Annotated in this window: 18 protein-coding genes; 12 read left to right on the top strand and 6 right to left on the bottom strand. The window is 63.8% G+C overall.

Features of this window, described 5'->3' with window-relative positions; genetic code table 11:
• Position 1: 1 nt before the first annotated feature.
• The 4 genes from clpB to O4H32_RS09395 form a co-directional block, all read right to left on the bottom strand.
• Positions 2 to 2,593: an ATP-dependent chaperone ClpB gene (clpB, locus tag O4H32_RS09410; RefSeq protein ID WP_269358546.1), complete on the bottom strand. Its 2,592-nt coding sequence runs from the start codon at positions 2,591 to 2,593 to the stop codon at positions 2 to 4.
• A 73-nt stretch (positions 2,594 to 2,666) separates the two neighbouring features.
• Entirely contained in the window at positions 2,667 to 2,945 is a 279-nt protein-coding gene (locus O4H32_RS09405) for a Txe/YoeB family addiction module toxin (protein ID WP_269358544.1), read from the bottom strand.
• Positions 2,929 to 3,210: a type II toxin-antitoxin system Phd/YefM family antitoxin gene (locus O4H32_RS09400; RefSeq protein WP_269358543.1), complete on the bottom strand. Its 282-nt coding sequence runs from the start codon at positions 3,208 to 3,210 to the stop codon at positions 2,929 to 2,931. The genes O4H32_RS09405 and O4H32_RS09400 overlap by 17 nt, the downstream gene beginning before the upstream one ends.
• A gap of 218 nt (positions 3,211 to 3,428) precedes the next feature.
• Entirely contained in the window at positions 3,429 to 3,836 is a 408-nt protein-coding gene (locus O4H32_RS09395; protein WP_269358589.1) for a sulfatase-like hydrolase/transferase, read from the bottom strand.
• 193 nt (positions 3,837 to 4,029) lie between these two features.
• Between O4H32_RS09395 and O4H32_RS09390 the strand changes: the two genes are divergently transcribed.
• The 4 genes from O4H32_RS09390 to O4H32_RS09375 all read left to right on the top strand — a co-directional run bounded on the left by O4H32_RS09390 (position 4,030) and on the right by O4H32_RS09375 (position 6,899).
• A complete protein-coding gene (locus O4H32_RS09390; RefSeq protein WP_269358541.1) occupies positions 4,030 to 5,184 on the top strand; it encodes a cytochrome P450 in 1,155 nt (384 codons plus the stop codon).
• 296 nt (positions 5,185 to 5,480) lie between these two features.
• Positions 5,481 to 6,311 carry a class II glutamine amidotransferase gene (locus O4H32_RS09385; RefSeq protein WP_269358538.1) on the top strand — a complete coding sequence of 277 codons (831 nt, stop codon included), beginning with the start codon at positions 5,481 to 5,483 and terminating at the stop codon, positions 6,309 to 6,311.
• A gap of 9 nt (positions 6,312 to 6,320) precedes the next feature.
• Positions 6,321 to 6,518, top strand: coding sequence for an oxidoreductase-like domain-containing protein (locus O4H32_RS09380; RefSeq protein ID WP_269358536.1), 198 nt, complete (start codon positions 6,321 to 6,323; stop codon positions 6,516 to 6,518).
• A 141-nt stretch (positions 6,519 to 6,659) separates the two neighbouring features.
• Entirely contained in the window at positions 6,660 to 6,899 is a 240-nt protein-coding gene (locus tag O4H32_RS09375) for a DUF2249 domain-containing protein (protein ID WP_043681763.1), read from the top strand.
• 35 nt (positions 6,900 to 6,934) lie between these two features.
• Here the strand turns inward: O4H32_RS09375 and O4H32_RS09370 are convergent, their stop codons facing one another.
• Positions 6,935 to 7,699 (bottom strand): AraC family transcriptional regulator, encoded by a 765-nt coding sequence (locus tag O4H32_RS09370; protein ID WP_269358534.1) that lies wholly within the window; start codon positions 7,697 to 7,699, stop codon positions 6,935 to 6,937.
• 106 nt (positions 7,700 to 7,805) lie between these two features.
• On the opposite strand from O4H32_RS09370, the gene O4H32_RS09365 reads away from it, so the two are divergent.
• Complete coding sequence (locus tag O4H32_RS09365) at positions 7,806 to 8,954, top strand: MFS transporter (protein WP_269358532.1); 1,149 nt, start codon at positions 7,806 to 7,808, stop codon at positions 8,952 to 8,954.
• Here O4H32_RS09365 and O4H32_RS09360 read toward each other — a convergent pair.
• The gene (locus O4H32_RS09360) at positions 8,928 to 9,614 is read right to left on the bottom strand and encodes a hypothetical protein (protein WP_269358530.1); all 687 of its coding nucleotides are present in this window, start codon (positions 9,612 to 9,614) and stop codon (positions 8,928 to 8,930) included. The genes O4H32_RS09365 and O4H32_RS09360 overlap by 27 nt on opposite strands.
• 238 nt (positions 9,615 to 9,852) lie before the next feature.
• On the opposite strand from O4H32_RS09360, the gene O4H32_RS09355 reads away from it, so the two are divergent.
• The 7 genes from O4H32_RS09355 (at position 9,853) to O4H32_RS09325 (ending at position 20,529) form a co-directional block, all read left to right on the top strand.
• On the top strand, positions 9,853 to 11,637 hold the full coding sequence (locus O4H32_RS09355; protein ID WP_269358528.1) for a ribonucleoside triphosphate reductase: 1,785 nt from the start codon (positions 9,853 to 9,855) through the stop codon (positions 11,635 to 11,637).
• A gap of 38 nt (positions 11,638 to 11,675) precedes the next feature.
• Positions 11,676 to 11,858, top strand: a complete 183-nt coding sequence (gene nrdD / locus O4H32_RS09350) for an anaerobic ribonucleoside-triphosphate reductase (RefSeq protein ID WP_269358527.1) — start codon at positions 11,676 to 11,678, stop codon at positions 11,856 to 11,858.
• A gap of 4 nt (positions 11,859 to 11,862) precedes the next feature.
• Entirely contained in the window at positions 11,863 to 12,561 is a 699-nt protein-coding gene (locus tag O4H32_RS09345) for an anaerobic ribonucleoside-triphosphate reductase activating protein (RefSeq protein ID WP_269358525.1), read from the top strand.
• A 153-nt stretch (positions 12,562 to 12,714) separates the two neighbouring features.
• On the top strand, positions 12,715 to 15,030 hold the full coding sequence (locus O4H32_RS09340) for a sensor domain-containing diguanylate cyclase (protein ID WP_269358523.1): 2,316 nt from the start codon (positions 12,715 to 12,717) through the stop codon (positions 15,028 to 15,030).
• Complete coding sequence (locus O4H32_RS09335; RefSeq protein WP_269358521.1) at positions 15,027 to 16,172, top strand: ATP-binding protein; 1,146 nt, start codon at positions 15,027 to 15,029, stop codon at positions 16,170 to 16,172. The genes O4H32_RS09340 and O4H32_RS09335 overlap by 4 nt, the downstream gene beginning before the upstream one ends.
• A gap of 3 nt (positions 16,173 to 16,175) precedes the next feature.
• On the top strand, positions 16,176 to 17,525 hold the full coding sequence (nosR, locus tag O4H32_RS09330) for a response regulator c-di-GMP phosphodiesterase, NosR family (RefSeq protein ID WP_269358519.1): 1,350 nt from the start codon (positions 16,176 to 16,178) through the stop codon (positions 17,523 to 17,525).
• Complete coding sequence (locus tag O4H32_RS09325; RefSeq protein WP_269358517.1) at positions 17,518 to 20,529, top strand: EAL domain-containing protein; 3,012 nt, start codon at positions 17,518 to 17,520, stop codon at positions 20,527 to 20,529. The genes nosR and O4H32_RS09325 overlap by 8 nt, the downstream gene beginning before the upstream one ends.
• Positions 20,530 to 20,565: the final 36 nt, after the last annotated feature.

Here is a 20,565-nt window from a genome sequence, read left to right as displayed (position 1 = left end):
ATTACTGCAGCGTGCGCTCGAACACGAACTTCTCGCCGTCCCAGTCGACAGGAACCACGTCGCGCGGCCCGAACTTGCCTTCCAGGATCAGCCGCGCCACGGGATTTTCCACGTGCTGCTGGATGGCGCGCTTCAGGGGCCGTGCACCGAACACCGGATCGTAGCCCGCCCGGGCGAGCTCTGTGACCGCGGCGTCGGACACTTCCAGGCGCATTTCCTGCTGGGCCAGGCGTTCGGCCAGGCGTTTCAGCTGGATGCGGGCGATCGGCTCGATGTGCGTCGCGTCCAGACCGTGGAAGACCACGATCTCGTCGATCCGGTTCAGGAATTCCGGCCGGAACGCCGTCTTCAGTTCGTCGCGGATGACTTCCTTGACCACGTCGTAGGGCTGGTCGGCCAGGTTCTGGATGTGCTGCGAGCCGATGTTCGAGGTCATGATGATCACCGTGTTGCGGAAATCCACGGTGCGGCCCTGGCCATCGGTCAGGCGGCCATCGTCCAGCACCTGCAGCAGCACGTTGAACACGTCCGGGTGGGCCTTCTCGACCTCGTCGAGCAGGATCACGCTGTAGGGCTTGCGGCGCACGGCCTCCGTCAGGTAGCCCCCCTCTTCATAGCCCACATAGCCCGGAGGCGCGCCGATCAGACGGGCCACCGAATGCTTTTCCATGAACTCGCTCATGTCGATGCGCACCAGATGGTTGTCCGAATCGAACAGGAAACTGGCGAGCGCCTTGGTGAGTTCGGTCTTGCCCACGCCGGTCGGCCCCAGGAACAGGAACGAGCCGTAGGGCCGGTTCGGGTCGGACAGCCCGGCGCGCGAACGGCGGATGGCCTCGGACACCAGGCGCACGGCCTCGTCCTGGCCCACCACGCGCTCGTGCAGCACCGTTTCCATGCCCAACAGCTTGGCGCGTTCGCCCTGCATCATGCGCGACACGGGGATGCCGGTGGCGCGCGACACGACCTCGGCGATTTCCTCGGCGCCGACCCGGGTGCGCAACAGGCGCGGCTTGCCGGCCTCTTCGTCCTTGGGCGCGGATTCCGCCGCCTTCAGGCGGGCCTCCAGTTCGGGCAGACGGCCGTACTGCAGTTCGGCGAGCTTGTCGTACTGGCCCTTGCGCTGCAGTTCCGCCATTTCGGCGCGGACCTGGTCGATTTCCTCTTTCACGGCCTGCGAGCCCTGGACGGCCGCCTTTTCCGCCTTCCAGACTTCCTCGTAGTCGTTGTATTCGCGCTGCAGCGATTCCAGTTCGTCCTCGATCGCCTTCAGGCGGCGCCCGGAGGCCTCGTCCTTGTCTTTCTTGACGGCTTCGCGTTCGATCTTCAGCTGGATGATGCGCCGGTCGAGCCGGTCCATGACTTCCGGCTTGGAGTCGATTTCCATGCGGATGCGCGCCGCCGCCTCGTCGATCAGGTCGATGGCCTTGTCGGGCAGGAAGCGGTCGGTGATGTAGCGATGCGACAGTTCCGCCGCCGCCACGATGGCCGGATCGGTGATCTGCACGCCATGGTGCAGCTCGTAGCGTTCCTGCAGGCCGCGCAGGATGGCGATGGTGGATTCCACGTCGGGCTCGTCCACCAGCACCTTCTGGAAGCGCCGTTCCAGCGCGGCGTCCTTCTCGATGTACTGGCGGTATTCGTCCAGCGTGGTCGCGCCCACGCAATGCAGTTCGCCGCGCGACAGCGCGGGCTTGAGCATGTTGCCGGCGTCCATGGCGCCCTCGGCCTTGCCGGCGCCCACCATGGTGTGCAGCTCGTCGATGAAGACGATGGTCTGGCCCGAATCCTGGGACAGTTCCTTCAGCACGGCCTTGAGGCGCTCCTCGAACTCGCCCCGGTACTTGGCCCCGGCCAGCAGCCCGGCCAGGTCCAGCGCCAGAATGCGTTTGCCCTTGAGGGTTTCCGGCACCTCGCCGTTGACGATGCGCTGGGCCAGGCCTTCGACGATCGCGGTCTTGCCCACGCCGGGTTCGCCGATCAGCACGGGGTTGTTCTTGGTGCGCCGCTGCAGGATCTGGATGGTGCGGCGGATCTCGTCGTCGCGCCCGATCACCGGGTCGAGCTTGCCCTCGCGGGCACGGGCGGTCAGGTCCAGGGTGTATTTCTTCAGTGCCTGGCGGTTGTCCTCGTCCTCGGCACCCGTCACGGCCGCGCCGCCGCGCACCGCCTCGATGGCGGTTTCCAGCGCCTTGCGCTGCAGCCCGGCCTCGCGCAGGGCGCGGCCGACCTCGCCCTTGTCATCGGCCAGCGCCAGCAGATAGAGTTCGCTGGCGATGTAGGCGTCGCCACGCTGGCCGGCTTCCTTGTCGGTGCGCGCCAGGGCGGCCTGCAGATCGCGGCTGACCTGGATGTTGCCCTCGGCGCCCTGGACCGCCGGCAATGCCTTGATCTGGCGGTCCAGCTCGGTTTGCAGGCGCGGCACCGCCACGCCCGCGCGCGCCAGCAGGCTGGCCGCGCCGCTGTCCGCGTCGCCCAGCAGGGCAGACAGCAGATGGGCATTCTCGATATAGGGATTGTCGTGGCGCACCGCCAGGCTTTGGGCGTCGGCGAGCGCCTGCTGGAACTTCGTCGTCAGTTTATCGAATCGCATGGGTGGAGCCCTTTATAGGGAAGGGGCGCATACGCCCCGAGATGCGATATATATGCGGCTGGCGGGAGGATTTTCAATAGTGATAACGCCCCTGCAGAAATTCGATCCGGTCCGCCTTGATCAGATAGACGCATCGATGTTCTTGTGTGATGCGGCGCGACCAGACATCTGCACCCAGATACTTCAGTGGCTCGGGGCTGCCGATCCCTTTGAATGGATCACGCAGAATCGCCTTGACCAATTCCAAGAGCCGTTTGGCCGTACGGCGTTCTATCTTGACCCAATAGCTCAGGTCTTCCAGGAATTCCGGCTGAAACACCGCAACACGGCGTGCTTCAGGACCGGAAGCCATGGATTTTCTCTAGCGACTCGACCTCGGTCGGGGCAAGATCACCGGCACGCGCGCGCGCCAGGGCCGCCAGCAAACGTTCCGCGTTCCTGGGAGAGCGCAGGAGCTGGGTGGTTTCGATCAGGCTTTGCAATTCGTCAGCTGCGATCATCGCGACCGCACCGCCCGAACGCCGACGCACCAGCACGACTTCACGATCATCAACGGCACGGTCCATCAAGGACTTGAGCTGCTCTCTGGCCTGGCTGTAGGTGGTTTCGATAGTCATGGCAGATCCGCCCATAGTTGTACAGATATATTGTACAAAACCATCTGGATCCGTATGCATCGCACCAGTGCCGCGTCTTCCAGACGCAGGCCGGTTCAGCGGAGGCAGCGCAGCAGTGGGCTTTGACATGATCTCAGCGGGTCCGGTGAAGAATCCAGTCAGTGTGCGCTCGGCGTCCGTCCCGCACCAGATCGGACAAATCCCGACGGATGAAATCGTCACTGCATCAGGCCGGCGCCCCGCAACCAGTACCGCGACAGGTCTTCGGCGGCGAGGTCCAGCGACCGGCCCGGGCCGGATGCCCAGTTGTGCCAGCAGACGTACGGCACCCGGCCCGAGGGCAGCCCATAGCGGCGGTAGACTTCCGGCAGGATGGGCACATGATCGCCATACCAGCACAGGCTGGCGGGCCGATCCAGGGATTCCAGGGTGTCGCGCAGGCTGGCGGCCATCTGGTCGGCGTGGCGCAGATGGCGCAAATAGATCGTCAAGTCCTCGCAGCCGGGCGGCGGCCGGGTATACAAGGCATCGGCCTCGCCCGGTCGAGCCGTTTCCAGATGCAGGGGGCCATGGTTTTCCATGGTGATGGCCATCACGAACAGGGGGTGATCGGCCCGGCCGTGGATCCCCCGGCAAAGGCCTGAATGTCCAGAGAAGCATCGAAACCCAATCTCGCTCTCCCCGCAGATTGAGAAAAGTCAAAACCATGGGAGATAAAGCCAGGTTTCACGGACGGACGGCAACACCCAGGGTTTACCCGGTGCTACAGTTTTCGGCATCTGATATCAAGCCGCCCGTGCGGCCCTCAAAAGAACCACCATGAACGCCCCCCAGGACTGGGACCCACGCGCCCCGGAAGTGCTCGCCGACCCGATCGCCGCCTATGACCGCATGCGCGGCCGCTGTCCGGTGGCCCACAGCGACTATCTGCATCATTCCGTGTTCCGTCACGCCGACGTGATGCGGATCCTGCTGGACCACAAGACTTTCAGCAGCCAGGCGTCCCGCCACGTCTCCGTGCCCAACAGCATGGATCCGCCCGAGCACACGGCCTATCGCCAATTGATCGAGCCCTACTTCGGCCCGGACCGCATGGCGGCCTTCGAGCCGGTCTGCCGCCGCCTGTGCGCCGACCTGGTCGCCGCGCTGCCCCGCGACGAACGCGTCGAAATCATGTTCGGTCTGGCGCACCCCTTCGCCCTGCGCATGCAGTGCGCCTTCCTGGGCTGGCCCGACAGCCTGCATGAGCCGCTGCGGCAATGGATCCATAAAAAGAACGTCGCCACGCTCTCGGGCGATCTCCATGCCATCGCGGCCGTGGCCACTGAATTCGACGAGACCATCCGCGCCCTGTTGAAAATCCGCCGCGACGCCGGCGACCGGGCGCCCGACGACGTCACCACGCGGCTGCTGCGCGAAACCGTGAACGGCCGGCCTCTGGCCGAGGACGAGATCGTCAGCATCCTGCGCAACTGGACCGTCGGCGAACTGGGCACCATGGCCTCCAGCGTCGGCATCATCGCCCACTACCTGGCCACCCACCCCGATCTGCAGAACCGCCTGCGCCGCCATCCGGAACTGGTCCGGTCCGCCAACGACGAAATCCTGCGCATCCATGCGCCGCTGATCGCCAACCGCCGCGCCACCACCTGTCCGGTCAGGCTCGGCGGCACCCAGATCCCGGCCGGCGAACGGGTCACGCTGATGTGGGCCTCGGCCAACCGCGACGAAGCCGTCTTCGGCGATCCGGACGAATTCCGCCTGGACCGCGACCCGTCCCTGAACCTGCTCTACGGCGCCGGCATCCACGCCTGCCCGGGCGCGCCGCTGGCGCGACTGGAAATCGAAGCCATGATCCAGGCCCTGCTGGCGGGCACACGCGCACTGGAACCCGTCCCGGACCAGCCGCCCATGCCGGCGATCTACCCGGCCAGCGGCTACCGCCAGGCCATGCTGCAATTGCGCCACACCTGAACCGTAGACGGTCCCGGCGTCCCCGACAGCATGCCGGGCGTCCCTGGACGACCGCACGACAGGGTTTGTTTTGCCGCCGGGCAACCCCAAGGCAAAACGCGCCCCCTCGGGGGGCAGCAAGCAGCCAAAGGCTGCGCAGCGTGGGGGCGCAATTTCGTGGCGAAGAAAGGACACTGAATAAGCTCATCACGGATTCTCATACCAGGCGACGGTCATATCCGGCCCGGCAAGACTACAATTCAGGCATGAACCATTCGGGGCGGCATCCGCCCCGGTTTGCTTGGAACTTGCCTGCCATGTGTCAGTTATTGGGCATGAATTGCGCCACGCCCACGGACATCACGTTTTCCTTTGCGGGGTTCGCCGCGCGCGGCGGCGGCACCGACCACCATGCCGACGGCTTCGGCATCGCCTTCTACGAAAATCGCGGTTCGCGCTGCTTCCTGGACAACGCGCCCTGCTGCCATTCGCCGGTCGCCGAACTGATCAAGCGCTATCCGATCAAATCCCGCAACGTCATCGCCCACATCCGCAAGGCCACCCAGGGCGCGCTGGAACTGGAGAACTGCCATCCCTTCGTGCGCGAACGGTGGGGCCGGCACTGGTTGTTCGCCCATAACGGCGACCTCAAGCACTTCGATCCCGATCTGCGCGGCGATCACCTGCCGATCGGCCAGACCGACAGCGAACGGGCCTTCTGCACCATGATGGAAGGACTGCGCGACCGTTTCGGCAACCGCGAACCGGAAGACACCGAACTGTTCGCGGCCGTGGCCGACATGACGGCCGAACTCACGCGCCACGGGGTGTTCAATTTCCTGATGTCCAACGGCCGCTGCATGCTGGCGCATTGCTCCACGAACCTGTACTACATCGTGCGCGCCTGGCCCTTCCAGGTGGCCCACCTGGTGGACACCGACATGTCGGTGGACTTTTCACAGACCAACGCCCGCGGCGACTGCGTCTCGGTCATCACGACCAAGCCCTTGACCGACAACGAGACCTGGACCGCTTTCCAGCCGGGCGAACTGATGATGTTCGTCGACGGCAGACCCCAGTCCGGCCGGATCATCGACATCCCCGACGACGTCCGGCGCAGCAATCAGGCCAACCTGGCCTGCGTCTGACGAACCGGCATGGACATGACGAACGGTCCCGCCGACGATCCCCGCCCCGAGGAGCCCGTCGAACCCGATCTCAACGCATGCTGCGGCAACGGCTGCGAACCGTGCGTGTTCGACACCTATGCCGAGGAACGGCGCGCCTGGCAACAAGCGGTGAAAGACTGGGAAGAACGCCATCGGGACCCGGCCGGCGCCGCGCCGGCATCCTGAGCCGGATCCCCTTCGTCAGTCACGCCGACAACCTTGCTGGGCATAGGGTTCCCGGGGGTTTTCCCGGATCGCGTTCCTATAATCGGAGGCTCTCATCCACCTTTCCAGGAATGACGCACCGTGGCCTCCGACGCTATCCCGATGTTCGCTGAAAACACCTATCCCCTCGACGCGCGCGGCATCGCCAAGCGCTTCCGGCATGCCGCCATCTTCGGCGCCCTGTCGGCGCTGCAACCGGGCGAAACCATGCGCTTCTGCAACGACCACGACCCCCTGCCGCTGCTGCAGCAACTGAAGAACCACTTCGGCGAAAATATCCAGTTCGAATACCTGGCCCGCAACCCCGGCGAAATCGTCATCGATTTTCACATCGTGCCCTGATCCCGGGAAGCAGTCCCGCACCAGGCCGGGCCGGCCTATTTGAAAAATGCCTTTGGCGTACAGCCGGCCCGCTGCTTGAAAAACAGGATGAATGCGCTGTCGCTTGCAAAACCCAGCGCCCCGGCGGTATGCGACAGGCCATGCCCCGCCGCCATCAGTTCGATCGCCCGCATCAACCGCCATTGCTGACGCCACTGCTGATAGCCCATCCCGGTTTCCCTCGAGAAGATGCGACTGATGGTCTTGCCGCTGGCACCGACCTGCCGCTCCAGCACCCCCAGGGCCGGTGGCAACACATCCGGCCGGGCACACAGGCCGGCCAACCGCCTGTCCCGTGGCAAAGGCAACAGCATGGGCCGGCACGGCGCGAGGCGGATTTCTTCCAGGCACAAACCGAGCAGATGCGCATGGCGCCCACGCGCCCAATCCTGGTCGAACCCGGCCTGGACCATCGACTCCAGCACGACATGCAGCAGCGGGCCGATGTCGATCACCCGGATGTCGGACGGCAAGGTGGCGGAGAGGGCCGGCGAAAAATACAAGGACCGGTAATCTGCGATCTGCCGCATGACGGCGCGATGCTCGACACCCGGCGGAATCCAGGCGGCGCGAGTCGGCGGCAAGAGACAGAGCTGCTGTGCGAGGGTGATGCGGATACTCCCCCGGCGCGCATATAGCAACTGCCCGCGGCCATGTCGATGCACCCCTGAATCATGATCGACCATAGAAGCGGCGATGCCGACCACGGGCGCCTGAAAGATATCCGGATCGAATGCGTCCCGCGGATCGAGCCATGCCATGGAAAGATGTCTTATTCGATTGATAATTTGTCTATTTTTACATATCAAGACACCCGGGGGAAACGCATAATGCGTCTTTCAATGCCTCTACGCACGGCGGTTCCCCATGCGCACATCCACATATCTCCCCCTGGCCATCGCGCTGCTCATGTTTCCACAACTGGCGCAGACTCTGTACAGTCCCGCGCTGGCCGACTTCGCCACGATGTTTTCGGTCCCACCCGAAGCCGCCTCGCAGGCCCTGACGGTCTATTTTCTGGCCTTCGCCTTCGGCGTTGTCGGCTGGGGGCTCCTGTGTGACCGGGTCGGTCGCCGGCCCGCCATGCTGTACGGTCTGGCGCTGTTCACAACCGCCTCGGTGACGGCCCTGTCCGTCGAGACTTTCGAGGCGCTCCTGGCGACCCAGGCGCTCGCCGCGCTCGGCGCCGCCGCAGGCTCAGTCGTGACACAAACTGTCCTGCGCGATCAGTTCAGCGGCCCCGCGCTGGCCCGGACATTCTCTCTGGTGGGCATGGCACTGGCCATCAGCCCAGCCATCGGGCTGGCCGTCGGCATGGGGCTGGTCCAAGGATTCGGTTATCGTGGCACCATGCTGGGCCTGGCCGGCCTGGCCGCCGTCCTGTGGGCCTGGACCGCCGCGGCCCTGCCCGAAACCCGACCGGCCGTCCGCGCACGCAATGCGTTGGCTCAGACCGGCCGGACGATGCTCGCGGACCCCTTCATCTGGCGTTCCGCCCTGCTGGTCGCGGCCTTCAACATCGCGCTGTTCAGCTACTATTCGCTGGGTCCGTTCATCTTCCAGCGCCTGCACACCGCGCTCGAGTGGTACGGCTACAGCGGTGTCATGCTGGCCGCAGGCGCATCGAGCGGCTCCTGGCTGAACAAGCGCCTGCTGGACACGGGCCATGCGCCCGCCACCTTGGAAACCCTGGCAGCGGCCCTGCTGCTCGGGGGCGGTATCGCGGTCCATGCGATGCGGGACAGTGTCTGGTTCCTGGCGCCCATGCTGGCGGTCGTCATGGCCTTCGGCATCGCGATTCCCAACGTCCTGGGTCAAGCACTGCGCGCTTATGGCGACCGCATCGGGACGGCCGGCGCGGTATTCGGACTCATGTACTACCTGCTGATCGGCGCCGGCATGCTGCTGGTGGGCTGGACCCAGGCGCTGGGCGGCACGCTGATCGTCTGTGGCTGCACGGCGATCGGTCTGTGCGGACCGCGCCCCCGATCACTGCGCACGCAACCCCTGCAATAACGGCCCCAGGCCCTGAGGCAGTTGCGCCGGTTTCGCCGGCAGATCCAGGCTTCCCGGCGCGGGCGGCGTGGCCGCCAGCCGCTCCACGCGGAACTGCTTGTCATAAGCCAGCAGGCCCAGGCCTTTTTCTTCCAGCGCATCCAGCACCTGCCGCGCGCCGTCCGGCGCTTGCCCGGCCGCCGTCTGCAGCAGGACGGCCATCCGGCCCAGCGCGCGCGTCAATTCCCGGACTTCGGGCTGCTTGCCCAGGACGCCCCGGCCGGCACGATTCCGTCCCCGCTCATCCTGGTAAGACACGGTATAGACGGAACCCGCGCGGCCGGCCACCGTCTCGCGCGCGCCGGTCGGTTCGATCCGGCCCAGCGAGCGGATCATGTCGGGCGCAGGCGGCAAGGCGCCGCCCCCCAGCAATCGGGCCATGGCGCCTCCATCCATGACCAGCGGCTGGCCGCCGATCCGCATCACCGAATACAGCTTGTCGCCGCGCATCAATAGATAGCCCTGGCCGATGCCGCCCACATCGACCCGCGCATCCGCGCCATCGAAGGACACCGTCAAAGTCCGCTCCCCGGCCTGCACGGTCGCCACACCCGCCGCCATGCTCCAGGCCGGCACGATCCCGCACCACGCCGACAGCAGCCATCCGAACCAGCGCACCATCCCCGACTCTCCTGGAATCCACTTGAATGGCCCACGATAGCGGGTTTGTCCGTCGCCCAACAAGCGCGGGAGCGCTGCATGTGTGTCAGGACTTTGCGTCCTTGAAGATTCCATGGCCTCGCGCGCATGCCCATTCTTGACCCTCATCAAGGCTATTCAAAAAAATCGCCCGGCTGCTTGATGACACTATATATTGTGCTTACGATTCAAAAACACACAATATATAGGTAAATTCAGGATGACTCCCACTCAGGTGCCCACCACGTCCGGCAGCCCGCCCGAGCGCCCCGTCCCCCACGTGGACGTGATCCGATCCATCGACGAATACCTGCGCCAGCAGGACTGGCGCGTCAACGCCAACGCCAATCAGGGGTATTCGCTGGGCGGCCTGATCCTGAACACCTCGGGCAAGCTGATCGCCAATTACTGGCTCAGCCATGTCTACCCGGAACCCATCGGCCAGGCGCACCGCCAGGGCGACCTGCACATCCACGACCTGGACATGCTGTCGGGCTATTGCGCCGGCTGGTCGCTGCGCACCCTGCTGAACGAGGGACTCAACGGCGTGCCCGGCAAGATCGAGTCCGCCCCCCCGCGCCACATGTCCAGCGCCGTGGGCCAGATCGTCAACTTCCTGGGCACGCTGCAGAACGAATGGGCCGGCGCCCAGGCCTTCAGTTCCTTCGACACCTATATGGCGCCCTTCGTCCGCAAGGACGCCATGGACTACGCACAGGTCCGCCAGTCCATCCAGGAAATGATCTTCAACCTGAACGTGCCCTCGCGCTGGGGCACCCAGACGCCCTTCACCAACCTGACCTTCGACTGGGTCTGTCCGGAAGACCTGCGCGAACAGGTCCCGGTGATCGGCGGCGAGACCATGCCCTTCACCTACGGCGAACTGCAGGCCGAGATGGACATGATCAACCGCGCCTACATCGAGGTCATGATGACCGGTGATGCGCGCGGCCGCGCCTTCACCTTCCCCATCCCCACCTACAACATCACGCCCGACTTCGACTGGCACAGCCCGAACGCCGAACGGCTGTTCGAGATGACCGCCAAGTACGGCCTGCCCTACTTCCAGAATTTCATCAATTCCGAGCTGAAGCCGAACATGATCCGGTCCATGTGCTGCCGCCTGCAACTGGACCTGCGCGAACTGCTCAAGCGCGGCAACGGTCTGTTCGGCTCGGCCGAACAGACCGGGTCGCTGGGTGTGGTCACCATCAACTGCGCGCGCCTGGGCTACCGGCACGCCGGCGACGAGGCCGGCCTGATGGCCCGCCTGGACGAACTGCTGGAACTGGGCCGCAACAGCCTGGAGATCAAGCGCCGCGTGATCCAGGCTCACATGGACAACGGCCTGTTCCCCTACACGCGGCGCTATCTGGGCACCCTGCGCAACCACTTCTCCACGCTGGGGGTCAACGGCATCAATGAAATGATCCGCAACTTCACGGCCGACGCGCACGACCTGACCAGCCCCTGGGGGCATGCCTTCGCGGTGCGCCTGCTGGATCGCGTGCGCGCACGCATGGTCGAATTCCAGGAAGCCACCGGTCATATGTACAACCTGGAAGCCACCCCGGCCGAAGGCACGACCTATCGTTTCGCCAAGGAAGACCGCGCCCGCTGGCCGGACATCCTGCAGGCCGGCACGCCGGACATGCCCTACTACACCAACTCGTCCCAACTGCCGGTGGGCTTCACCGACGACCCCTTCGAGGCGCTGGAGCGCCAGGACGAACTGCAGCGCAAATACACCGGCGGCACCGTGCTGCACCTGTACATGACCGAACCGCTGTCCACGGCCGACGCCTGCCGCGAACTGGTGCGCCGCGCGCTCGGCCGCTTCTCGCTGCCTTACATCACGGTCACGCCGACCTTTTCCATCTGCCCCACACATGGTTACCTGCCGGGCAGGCACGAGTTCTGCCCGCGATGCGACGACGAACTGATCGCCCGCAAACAACGGGCGGCACTTCATGACGAGACGGCGACGCGAGCAGCGGCGGCCTGATCCTCCCCTCTTTTCCCCACCTCAACAGGAGCATCTCCATGAATCCGACCCCCGTCACCTTGAACGACGCCGAACGCCAGCCCTGCGAAATCTGGACCCGCGTCATGGGCTACCACCGTCCCATGTCGTCCTTCAACATCGGCAAGAAAGGCGAATTCCACGAACGCCGCTTCTTCGTCGAACGGCACACCGGCCAGGCGCCCGCCCGCCAGGCCGCCTGACGGAATGAAAACCGGCGGGCTGGTGCCCTTCACCGCCACGGACTACCCAGGACTGCTGGCGGCCGTCCTCTTCGTGCAAGGCTGCCCCTGGCGCTGCGGCTATTGCCACAACCCGCACCTGCAGCCGCGCACGGCCGACAGCCCGCTGGACTGGGACGATGTCATGGCGTTCCTGCGCCGCCGCGTCGGGCTGATCGACGGCGTGGTCTTCAGCGGCGGCGAACCGACCATGGACCCCGGCCTGGGGCGCGCGATCCGCGAGGTCCGCGCCCTGGGCTACCGCATCGGCCTGCACACCGGCGGCACCCATCCGCGCCGCCTCGCCCAGGTGCTGCCGGACGTCGATTGGGTCGGACTCGACATCAAGGCCGGTTTCCAGGACTATGCACGCGTCACCCGGGTGGCCGGCAGCGGCGAACCGGCCCGCGACAGCCTGCGGGCCGTGCTGGACAGCGGCGTCGATTTCGAATGCCGCACCACCGCTCATCCCGATCTGATCGATGCGGACGCCCTGCTGTCCCTGGGCCGCGAACTGGCGAGCCTGGGCGTGCGGCGCTACGCGGTCCAGGTGTTCCGCCCGCAGGGCTGCGCCGACAAGGACCTGAACGCGCGCGGGCGGTCCCTGCGAGACTGGCCGGGCGCGTCCATCCGGGAGGCCCTGAACGCCCTGTTTCCGTTTTTCGAATGGCGGCGCGCGGCTTGACAGGCCAATACCCTGAAGTTAACCTTTGAAACAAAAGCCTCGCCTTTATCGGCCTCATCCTGTCACAAATACCGCCATCACGTTCAGGTTCAACCCTTTTCTTCCAGACGGTACATTGTGGCCTCGAAACACGCACGATCTCCGGGGATTTCCGTGTCCCCTGAATCCATGCCTCCGGCGCGGAACGGGCCTGATGAACATCCCCAGGCGAATGATCCGCTGCGGCGTCTCGTTCACGAACTAGAAGCCCGGACACGCGCCGATGCCGCGCGTCTGGCGGAACTCAGCACCTTGCTGGAACACTCCCATGTGCTTGCCCGAAGGCAGCGCCTGCAATATGAAGTCGCGGGCATTCTGGCGCAATCCACGACCATCGACGACGCAATCCCGCAGGTGCTGCGGGCGATCGGGGAAATCAAGCAGTGGGACATCGTCATCGGCTGGGTGCTGGAAGACGGGACATGGGTCCAGCGATACGAATGGAGTGTGTTCGACCCCGACGCCTTGTCGTTCCTTGCGGAAAGCCGCGCCTGTCGATTCGAATCCGGCCAGGGGCTGCCGGACCTGGCCATCCGGGAAGACAAGGTCGTCTGGATCGATGATTTCTCCGCCCAGGCCGGATTGCCCCGCGCGCGGACAGCCGCGGGCCTGCCGTTCAACAACGCCCTGGTCTTCCCGTTGCGGTGCGGCCACACCCACTATGGCGCCATCGAACTCATCCGCAGGGCTTCGACCGACCTCCAACCCGGCACGCGGGATCTCTTCGAATCCCTGCGCAGCGATATCGGGCGCTTCATCGAAGTCCGGCTCTACGAAACACGCCTGAGGGAAGAACATGCGCGATTGCGCAGGGCGCAGCGCATCGCCCGGCTGGCACACTGGCACTGGAATCCCAGAACGGGGCATCTGCACATCGATGCGCACTCGGACGAAATCCTGGGGTTGAACCAGACCGATCTGCCGACGACGGCGGCTGAATATCTGGCCATGGTGCCGCGAGACGATCAGGACAGGCTGATCGCCGCTTTCGAATCGGCCAGAATCCCAGGCGAGGCCACGCTGGAAATCGAGCATGCCCTGCGCCATGCCAATGGCGAAAAACATATCGTCATCGTCCGGGCCGAGGCGCTGTTCGATCCGCTAGGCAAGCTGCTCAAGGCTCACGGCACCATCCAGGACATCACCGAGCGCCGCCGGGAGGAATCCCGCACGCGTGCCGTTGAAAAACGCTGGGAAGCGATCTTCAGAAACAGCCCCCTGCCCGCCTTCATTACGGATGCGGAAATCGCAACCTGCCTGGCGGCCAACGAGGAAATGCTCGAATGGCTCGGACTGCCTGAGGAAGCCGTGGTGGGACGCAGTTCCATCGAGCTCGGCATCTGGTCGAGCCAGCGCCTGCGCGACGACATCGCATCGCGGGCGCTCGAGCATGGCTACTTGCGCAACCACGAGGTCATTGCCCAGAGCCAGGGCCGGCCGCGCCACGTGCTGATGAATGTCGAGTGCGTCGAACTGCACGGGCGCGCCTGCTTCCTGGTGCAGTTCATCGACATCACCACCCGCAAGCGGTTGGAGACGAACCTCAAGCTCACGGCAACCGCCGTCGAACAGTCGGCCGAGGCGATCGTGATCCTGAACCGGACTGGCGCAATCCTGACGGTGAACCCGGCTTTCACCCGCATCACGGGCTACTCGAGCGCCGAGGCCGTGGACCGGACGCTCGATGCCCTGCTGTACCGGCCCGCCGGCCGGCACGGCGAGCGCTTCATTCGCCGGATCGTCCGCCAACTGGCCCTGACGGGGCACTGGAAAGGCGAGGCCTGGGCCCAACGCAAGACCGGGGATGCGTTCCCCACCCTGCTCAGCCTGAGCGTCATCTACGACCAGGACGAAAACCCGGTCAATCATGTCGGGGTATTCAATGATATTTCCGCACAGAAAGACTACGAGGAGCGCCTGAAACAACTGGCCTTGCACGATGGGCTCACCGGTCTGCCCAACCGCTCCCTGCTCATGGAGCACCTCGGGCAGGCCCTGGCGAACGCGCAGCGCCAGGGCTCGCGGATGGCGGTTTGCTTCGCCGATCTCGATCTCTTCAAAGCTGTGAACGACCAGTACGGCCATGACGTCGGCGACGGCCTGCTCAAACAAGTGGCGGACCGGTTCCGGGAATGCCTGCGCGCGTCGGATCTGGTCGCGCGACTGGGCGGCGATGAATTCGCCATGATTCTGGGGGACGACATTTCATCGGACCAGACGCGGCTCGTGGCCGAAAAAATCGTCGACGCCATGGCGCGGCCGTTCCAGGTCGATCGCCACGAACTGACGGTGGGCGTGAGCGTGGGCATCGCGCTGTACCCCGACCACGCGACGGATGCCCGTCTGCTGCTGCGGCACGCGGACGAGGCCCTCTACCATGTCAAGGAAACCGGGCGGAACGGTTATGAATTCTTCTCGACAAGGACATGATGCAGAACCTGTTAAGCAGCCTCTACAGAAACATCCCGATCGGTCTGGTGGTCCTGGACCAGGACCGGATCGTGCGGCACATGAACACCCATATGGCCACGCTGGCGGGGGTCGCGGCGGATCAGGCGATCGGTGAACCGTTTGATTCGGCCTTCGCGGTGGACCGGCTGGATGCGCTGATGAATTTTCCCTTCACGGACAAAGCGGGGAATCGTTATCATGTCGCGCTGTTCTACGAACCGGAATCCACCGAGGCCAGCGGTTTTCACCAGAGCTTCTCGGGCGCCATCAAAGACATCCAGGAAGCGCGCAACGAACAACGGCGCCTGCTCGCGGAAATCGAACGCGCGAACGAAAATCTCATCCAGTCCGAAAAGCTGGCCGGCATCGGCCAATTGGCGGCCGGGGTCGCGCACGAGATCAACAACCCGGTCGGATACGTTTTTTCCAACCTGAGGACATTGGCCGGCTATGTGACCGATCTCCTGAAGATCATCGACGCGGTCGATGAGGTCCAGGACATCGAAGCGATCCGGCGGCTCAAGAACTCTTTGGAATACACCGGCATCCGCGACGACGTCGAGGCGCTGATCAAGGAATCGGGCGAAGGCATCGACCGCATCAAGAAAATCATTTCAGCCCTTCAGGATTTCTGCCATATCGACACGGAAGAATTCTCCGCGCACGATCTGCACGCCTGCCTGGACACGACGTTGAGCGTGGCCACCAGCGAGATCAAGTACAAGGCGATCGTCGTCAAGGAATACGGCGATCTGCCCAGCGTCGAGTGCAATGCTTCGCAAATCAATCAAGTCATCCTGAATCTGATTGTCAACGCCGCGCAGGCGATCGATCATGAAGGCGTCATCACGGTCAGGACCGGCCAGGAAAAATCCAGCGCCTGGTTTGAAATCGAGGATACCGGCAAGGGCATCCCCCCCGAGTTCCTGACCCGGGTATTCGAGCCCTTCTTTACCACCAAGCCCGTGGGGCAAGGGACCGGACTGGGTCTGGCGCTGTCGTACAGGATCGTCCAAAAGCATCACGGACATATTGAAATTTTCAGCGAATCCGGCCAAGGCACCCGCATCCGGGTCTGGCTTCCCATCGCGCAACCGCATTTGTTCGATTCTCCGGAGTGAGCCATGCGGCTGTCTGAACCCCCCACCCCCTTGGAAACGCAGGCGACCCTGCTCCTGGTCGATGATGAGCCGAACGTCACGGCGGCGCTGCGCCGCATCCTGCGCAACAGGCCCTATCGCGTGCTCACCGCGCAAAGCGGCGAACAAGCGCTGAGCCTGATGGAAGCCGATCCTGTCGACCTGATCGTGTCCGACGCGCGCATGCCCGGAATGGACGGCGCCACGCTGCTGCGCGAAGTCTACGCGCGCTGGCCCGCATGCATCCGTATCTTTCTCACGGGCCACAATGACATCGACACGACGATCAAGGCGATCAACGAAGGCAAGATCTACCGTTACCTGGGCAAGCCCTGGCACGATGCCGAAGTGCTTCAGGTGATCGAACAAAGCCTGGCCTACCAATATGCGGAACGCGAACGCCTGCGCCTGCAGGAACTGACGCACGCCCAGAATCTGGAACTCCAGGACTTGAATGAAAGCCTGGAGCGCCGGGTACGGGAACGCACTGCCGAACTGGCCGCCACCGCCCAACTGCTCGAACACGCCAATCAGGAGCTCGAACGCGGCTACGTCACCGCCACCGAGGTCTTTTCCTCGCTGATCAACCAGCGACTGCCGCAAAGCCGCCAAACCAACCAGAAGGTCATTCATTTGATCCAGGCCTTTTGCCAGGCACAAAAACTGCCGGAAGAGGAAGCGCGCAATCTCACGATGGCCGCCGCGCTCTACAACATCGGCAAGCTGACCTGGCGCGACGAGATGCTCGCTCTTCCCGCCGATCACCTGAGCAAAGAGCAGCGCGACCGCTTTCGCGACTATCCCCGCATCGGCCAAAGCCTGCTGATGGCGCTCGATCCGGCACAAGACGCCGCGGTGCTGATCCGTCATCACCAGGAACGCTGGGATGGCACTGGCTATCCTGATGGCCTGAGCGGCGACGCCATCCCCATGGGCGCCAGGCTGCTCAAGCTGGCCGTGGACACGATCGAAATGGAAATGGGCATGATCCAGGCACGCCCCATCCCGCGGCCGGACGCGCTCAAATTGATCGCGCAATCCGCGGGGCGCTCATACGATCCTGTCCTGTGCCCCGCATTCATCGACGCGGCGACCGGTCTCTCCGAGGACCGGACCCCGCTGGACGCATCGATCCTGGTCCTGGGCTCACATGCGCTGGAGCCCGGGATGATCATGATGAAAAAACTGTATTCGGGTTCCGGCACCCTGCTGCTGAGCGAAGGCAAAATCCTGAATCAACGGCTGATCGAAAGACTGCAGGAACTTGAACACAACGGGGACGAAGCGTTCCAATTCCATGTCCGTCGCCCCGCCCCGGAGGAGCTTGATGACTGACTCGCGCAGCCTGGATCCATTTCAAGCGGATCCAGAGCGCCTCATGGATTCTCAGCAGGGGCAATTACGGATCGCCGCCAGAATCATTGTCATCGCATGCCTCTGCATGGGAACCATCGCCTATATCGGCCATGCGCGACTGGGCGACGTCGACGGACATGCGGTGTTCATCTCGCCCTACTTCGCCCTCGTCATGATCCTGTGCGGCCTCGCGCTGCATGCCGCCCGCGCCTACACCCGCCATGCGCCTCTGTTCGGGATCGCCATGATCGGCATGCTAGTCTGGGCCCTGATCGCGCCGCGCTGGTACGACGCATGGGTGAATGGCCGGACCGTGTCGGCGGCTTTCGCCACATCCGTGGCCCTGCTGGGCGCACTGGTGGCCCTGGCGCTGCGCAACAAGGAAGTCCGGCGCCCGCCATCCGCCTGGCCTCGCCTGGGGGCTTCCCTGACTGCGCTCCTGGGCATCGCCCTGCCGACCCTGCTGTCCTACGGTCTGATCGAAAACGACATCGTCACCCGGCAAAGATTCGCCAACGCATCCGCCAGGACGGTGGCGAATGAGATCACTGAAAGAATCTCCCGGACGGTCGCCTTTGCAGGAAGACAGGCCCAACGCTGGAAAGTGATGGGCCATGTCCCATCGCAGGCCTTCCTCCGGGAGGAGTTCGACAATCACCTCAGTGATTTTCTCTTCTTTGATGGTTTTGCCCTGGTTGACACGGGACCGTCCATTGTTGCGATGTCGAACAGGGCGGGCGTTACGTCCGACTGGGTGCGGGACTCGATCACGAACCGCTCGCTGCGCAGCGTGCTGGACCATGTGATCGACAGCGGCAACCCCCACTTCGTCCTCGATGATCGCCTCTCGGGCAACCAGAACATCGGATTGATCATCACCCCTCAGTCCAATCCGGCCATGAAGGGCTGGTACACCATCACACGGCTGAATCTGGTCAATATTTTCATGCGGGCAATCGCGAAGACCCCGCGTGGCTATTTCAGCATCAATCATGACGGCCGCACGCTCTACCGAACCGCTGACACGCCGCCAGAAAACCCCTTTGCGGCCGGCGAACTGACCATCGCCTTGAACCACGATCTCGACCTGAAGCTTGCGTATGCTTATGCGAAAGCGCCCGGCGACCTCGGCGCGGATGTATTGCCGGAATTCGTCCTGCTCGCGGGCCTGCTGTTCACCTTTCTCCTTGGCTCCAGCCAAAGACTGGCACGCATTGCGCGCGAACGCTCGGACCAGCTCAGCCACAGCGCATTGCACGATCCGCTGACGGGCTTGCCGAACCGGCGCATGCTCGAACAAACGCTCCAGGATGCCTGCACCCGGGCAAGAACCGGGAAATCGTCGGTGTCCGTCGTGTTTCTGGATCTGGACGGCATCAAGCTCATCAACGACTCCATGGGCCACCGGATCGGTGATACCGTCCTGATGGAAGCGTCGGACCGCCTGCTCAACGACGTGCAACTGGATGGCAGCGTCACCCACCTCGGCGGCGATGAATTCGTCTTGCTGTTTCCCGGCCTCGAGCTGCGGCAGGTCCAGGAACGCACGCAACACATCATGCACGAACTTGCGAAGCCCTACTTCGTCACCGGCAAAGCCTTGCGCGTCACGACGAACGCCGGCATCACGATCAGCGATGGCCACACCCGGGATCACATGCAGCTCGTGCGCGAAGCGGATCTGGCCATGCTGAGGGCCAAGCAGGATGGCCAGAACACATGGCATACCTATACCGAGGATCTGAGCGCCCGTGTCGCGGATCGACTGGAGCTGCGCAACGATCTGCAAAGCGCGCTGGACGCGGGCGCGCTGGAATTGCATTACCAGCCCATCATCGCCGGGCATTCGGGGCGGGTGGTCGGCGTCGAAGCGCTGGTGCGCTGGCGGCACCCGACGCGGGGCTATATCTCCCCTTCCCGATTCATCCCTTTATCGGAGGAAACCGGTCAAATCGCAAGCCTGACGGAATGGGTGCTCGCGACCGCCTGCCGCGACAGTGACGCGCTGCGCAAAAAAGGATTTTCGGCGTTGCCCGTCATCATCAATATTTCGCCGCTTTATTTTCAGCGCACCGATTTCGTTGAAAAAATCCGCAAGAACCTGAGTGATGCGACATTGCCGGCCACGCTGCTGTCGATTGAAATCACCGAAGGCGTGCTGCTCGACGACAAGGAAGCGGCCATCCTGAAGCTGACACAGCTGCGGGACATGGGCATCCAGACCTCCATCGATGACTTCGGAACAGGCTATTCAAACCTCAATTACCTGAAGAACTTGCCGATCTTCAAGGTGAAGATTGATCGCTCTTTTGTGACCGATGTGGTCCACGACCCGGCGGCGGCCGCCATTGCGCAAGGCATCATCTCCATGGCTCACCATCTGGGCCTGAAGGTGATTGCGGAAGGGGTGGAAACAGAGTCCCAGCTGGCTTTCCTGAAACGCAGCCATTGCGACGAATTCCAGGGCTATCTTTTTGCCCGGCCACTGACCTTCGACGAACTGATCGACAGGCTGAGCGAAAACAGCGGCCACTTCACGACGCAGCCTCTGGATACGGCAACATCCGAACGCGTGCTGTTGCTGGTTGATGACGAACAAAACATCCTGAACGCCCTCACTCGATTGTTGCGCCGGGACGGCTATCGCATACTGACCGCGAACAACGCGCCTCAGGCTCTTGAATTGCTTGCCAGGCATGAGGTGCAGGTGATCGTATCCGATCAGCGCATGCCCGAGATGACCGGCACGGAATTTTTCAGCAAGGTCAAGGAGATGTATCCGGCCACCACGCGCATGATCCTTTCCGGATACACCGATCTGAAATCCGTGACCGAGGCCATCAACCATGGCGCCATCTACAAATTCATCACCAAGCCCTGGGACGACGAAAGCCTGCGCAAGGACATCGAACAGGCCTTCATCGACCAAAGATCCCGGGATGTCCAGGAAATCCTGAACGCTGAACGCGAGCGGCTTCGCTAGTTGTTCCTGCCGGCCCCGGAGTCGCGGAAGCCTTGC

It is taken from the genome of Castellaniella denitrificans (assembly GCF_027214045.1).
GTDB lineage: Bacteria > Pseudomonadota > Gammaproteobacteria > Burkholderiales > Burkholderiaceae_B > Castellaniella > Castellaniella denitrificans_A.
The sequence above is the reverse complement of the archived record's forward strand: the minus strand, read 5'-3'. Positions and strand labels throughout refer to the sequence as shown.

Coding starts and splice junctions, on each gene's coding strand:
- clpB (WP_269358546.1), bottom strand. CDS start 2,593: ATGCGATTCGATAAACTGACGACGAAGTTCCAGCAGGCGCTCGCCGAC.
- O4H32_RS09405 (WP_269358544.1), bottom strand. CDS start 2,945: ATGGCTTCCGGTCCTGAAGCACGCCGTGTTGCGGTGTTTCAGCCGGAA.
- O4H32_RS09400 (WP_269358543.1), bottom strand. CDS start 3,210: ATGACTATCGAAACCACCTACAGCCAGGCCAGAGAGCAGCTCAAGTCC.
- O4H32_RS09390 (WP_269358541.1), top strand. CDS start 4,030: ATGAACGCCCCCCAGGACTGGGACCCACGCGCCCCGGAAGTGCTCGCC.
- O4H32_RS09385 (WP_269358538.1), top strand. CDS start 5,481: ATGTGTCAGTTATTGGGCATGAATTGCGCCACGCCCACGGACATCACG.
- O4H32_RS09380 (WP_269358536.1), top strand. CDS start 6,321: ATGGACATGACGAACGGTCCCGCCGACGATCCCCGCCCCGAGGAGCCC.
- O4H32_RS09375 (WP_043681763.1), top strand. CDS start 6,660: ATGTTCGCTGAAAACACCTATCCCCTCGACGCGCGCGGCATCGCCAAG.
- O4H32_RS09370 (WP_269358534.1), bottom strand. CDS start 7,699: ATGGCATGGCTCGATCCGCGGGACGCATTCGATCCGGATATCTTTCAG.
- O4H32_RS09365 (WP_269358532.1), top strand. CDS start 7,806: ATGCGCACATCCACATATCTCCCCCTGGCCATCGCGCTGCTCATGTTT.
- O4H32_RS09360 (WP_269358530.1), bottom strand. CDS start 9,614: ATGGTGCGCTGGTTCGGATGGCTGCTGTCGGCGTGGTGCGGGATCGTG.
- O4H32_RS09355 (WP_269358528.1), top strand. CDS start 9,853: ATGACTCCCACTCAGGTGCCCACCACGTCCGGCAGCCCGCCCGAGCGC.
- nrdD (WP_269358527.1), top strand. CDS start 11,676: ATGAATCCGACCCCCGTCACCTTGAACGACGCCGAACGCCAGCCCTGC.
- O4H32_RS09345 (WP_269358525.1), top strand. CDS start 11,863: ATGAAAACCGGCGGGCTGGTGCCCTTCACCGCCACGGACTACCCAGGA.
- O4H32_RS09335 (WP_269358521.1), top strand. CDS start 15,027: ATGATGCAGAACCTGTTAAGCAGCCTCTACAGAAACATCCCGATCGGT.
- nosR (WP_269358519.1), top strand. CDS start 16,176: ATGCGGCTGTCTGAACCCCCCACCCCCTTGGAAACGCAGGCGACCCTG.
- O4H32_RS09325 (WP_269358517.1), top strand. CDS start 17,518: ATGACTGACTCGCGCAGCCTGGATCCATTTCAAGCGGATCCAGAGCGC.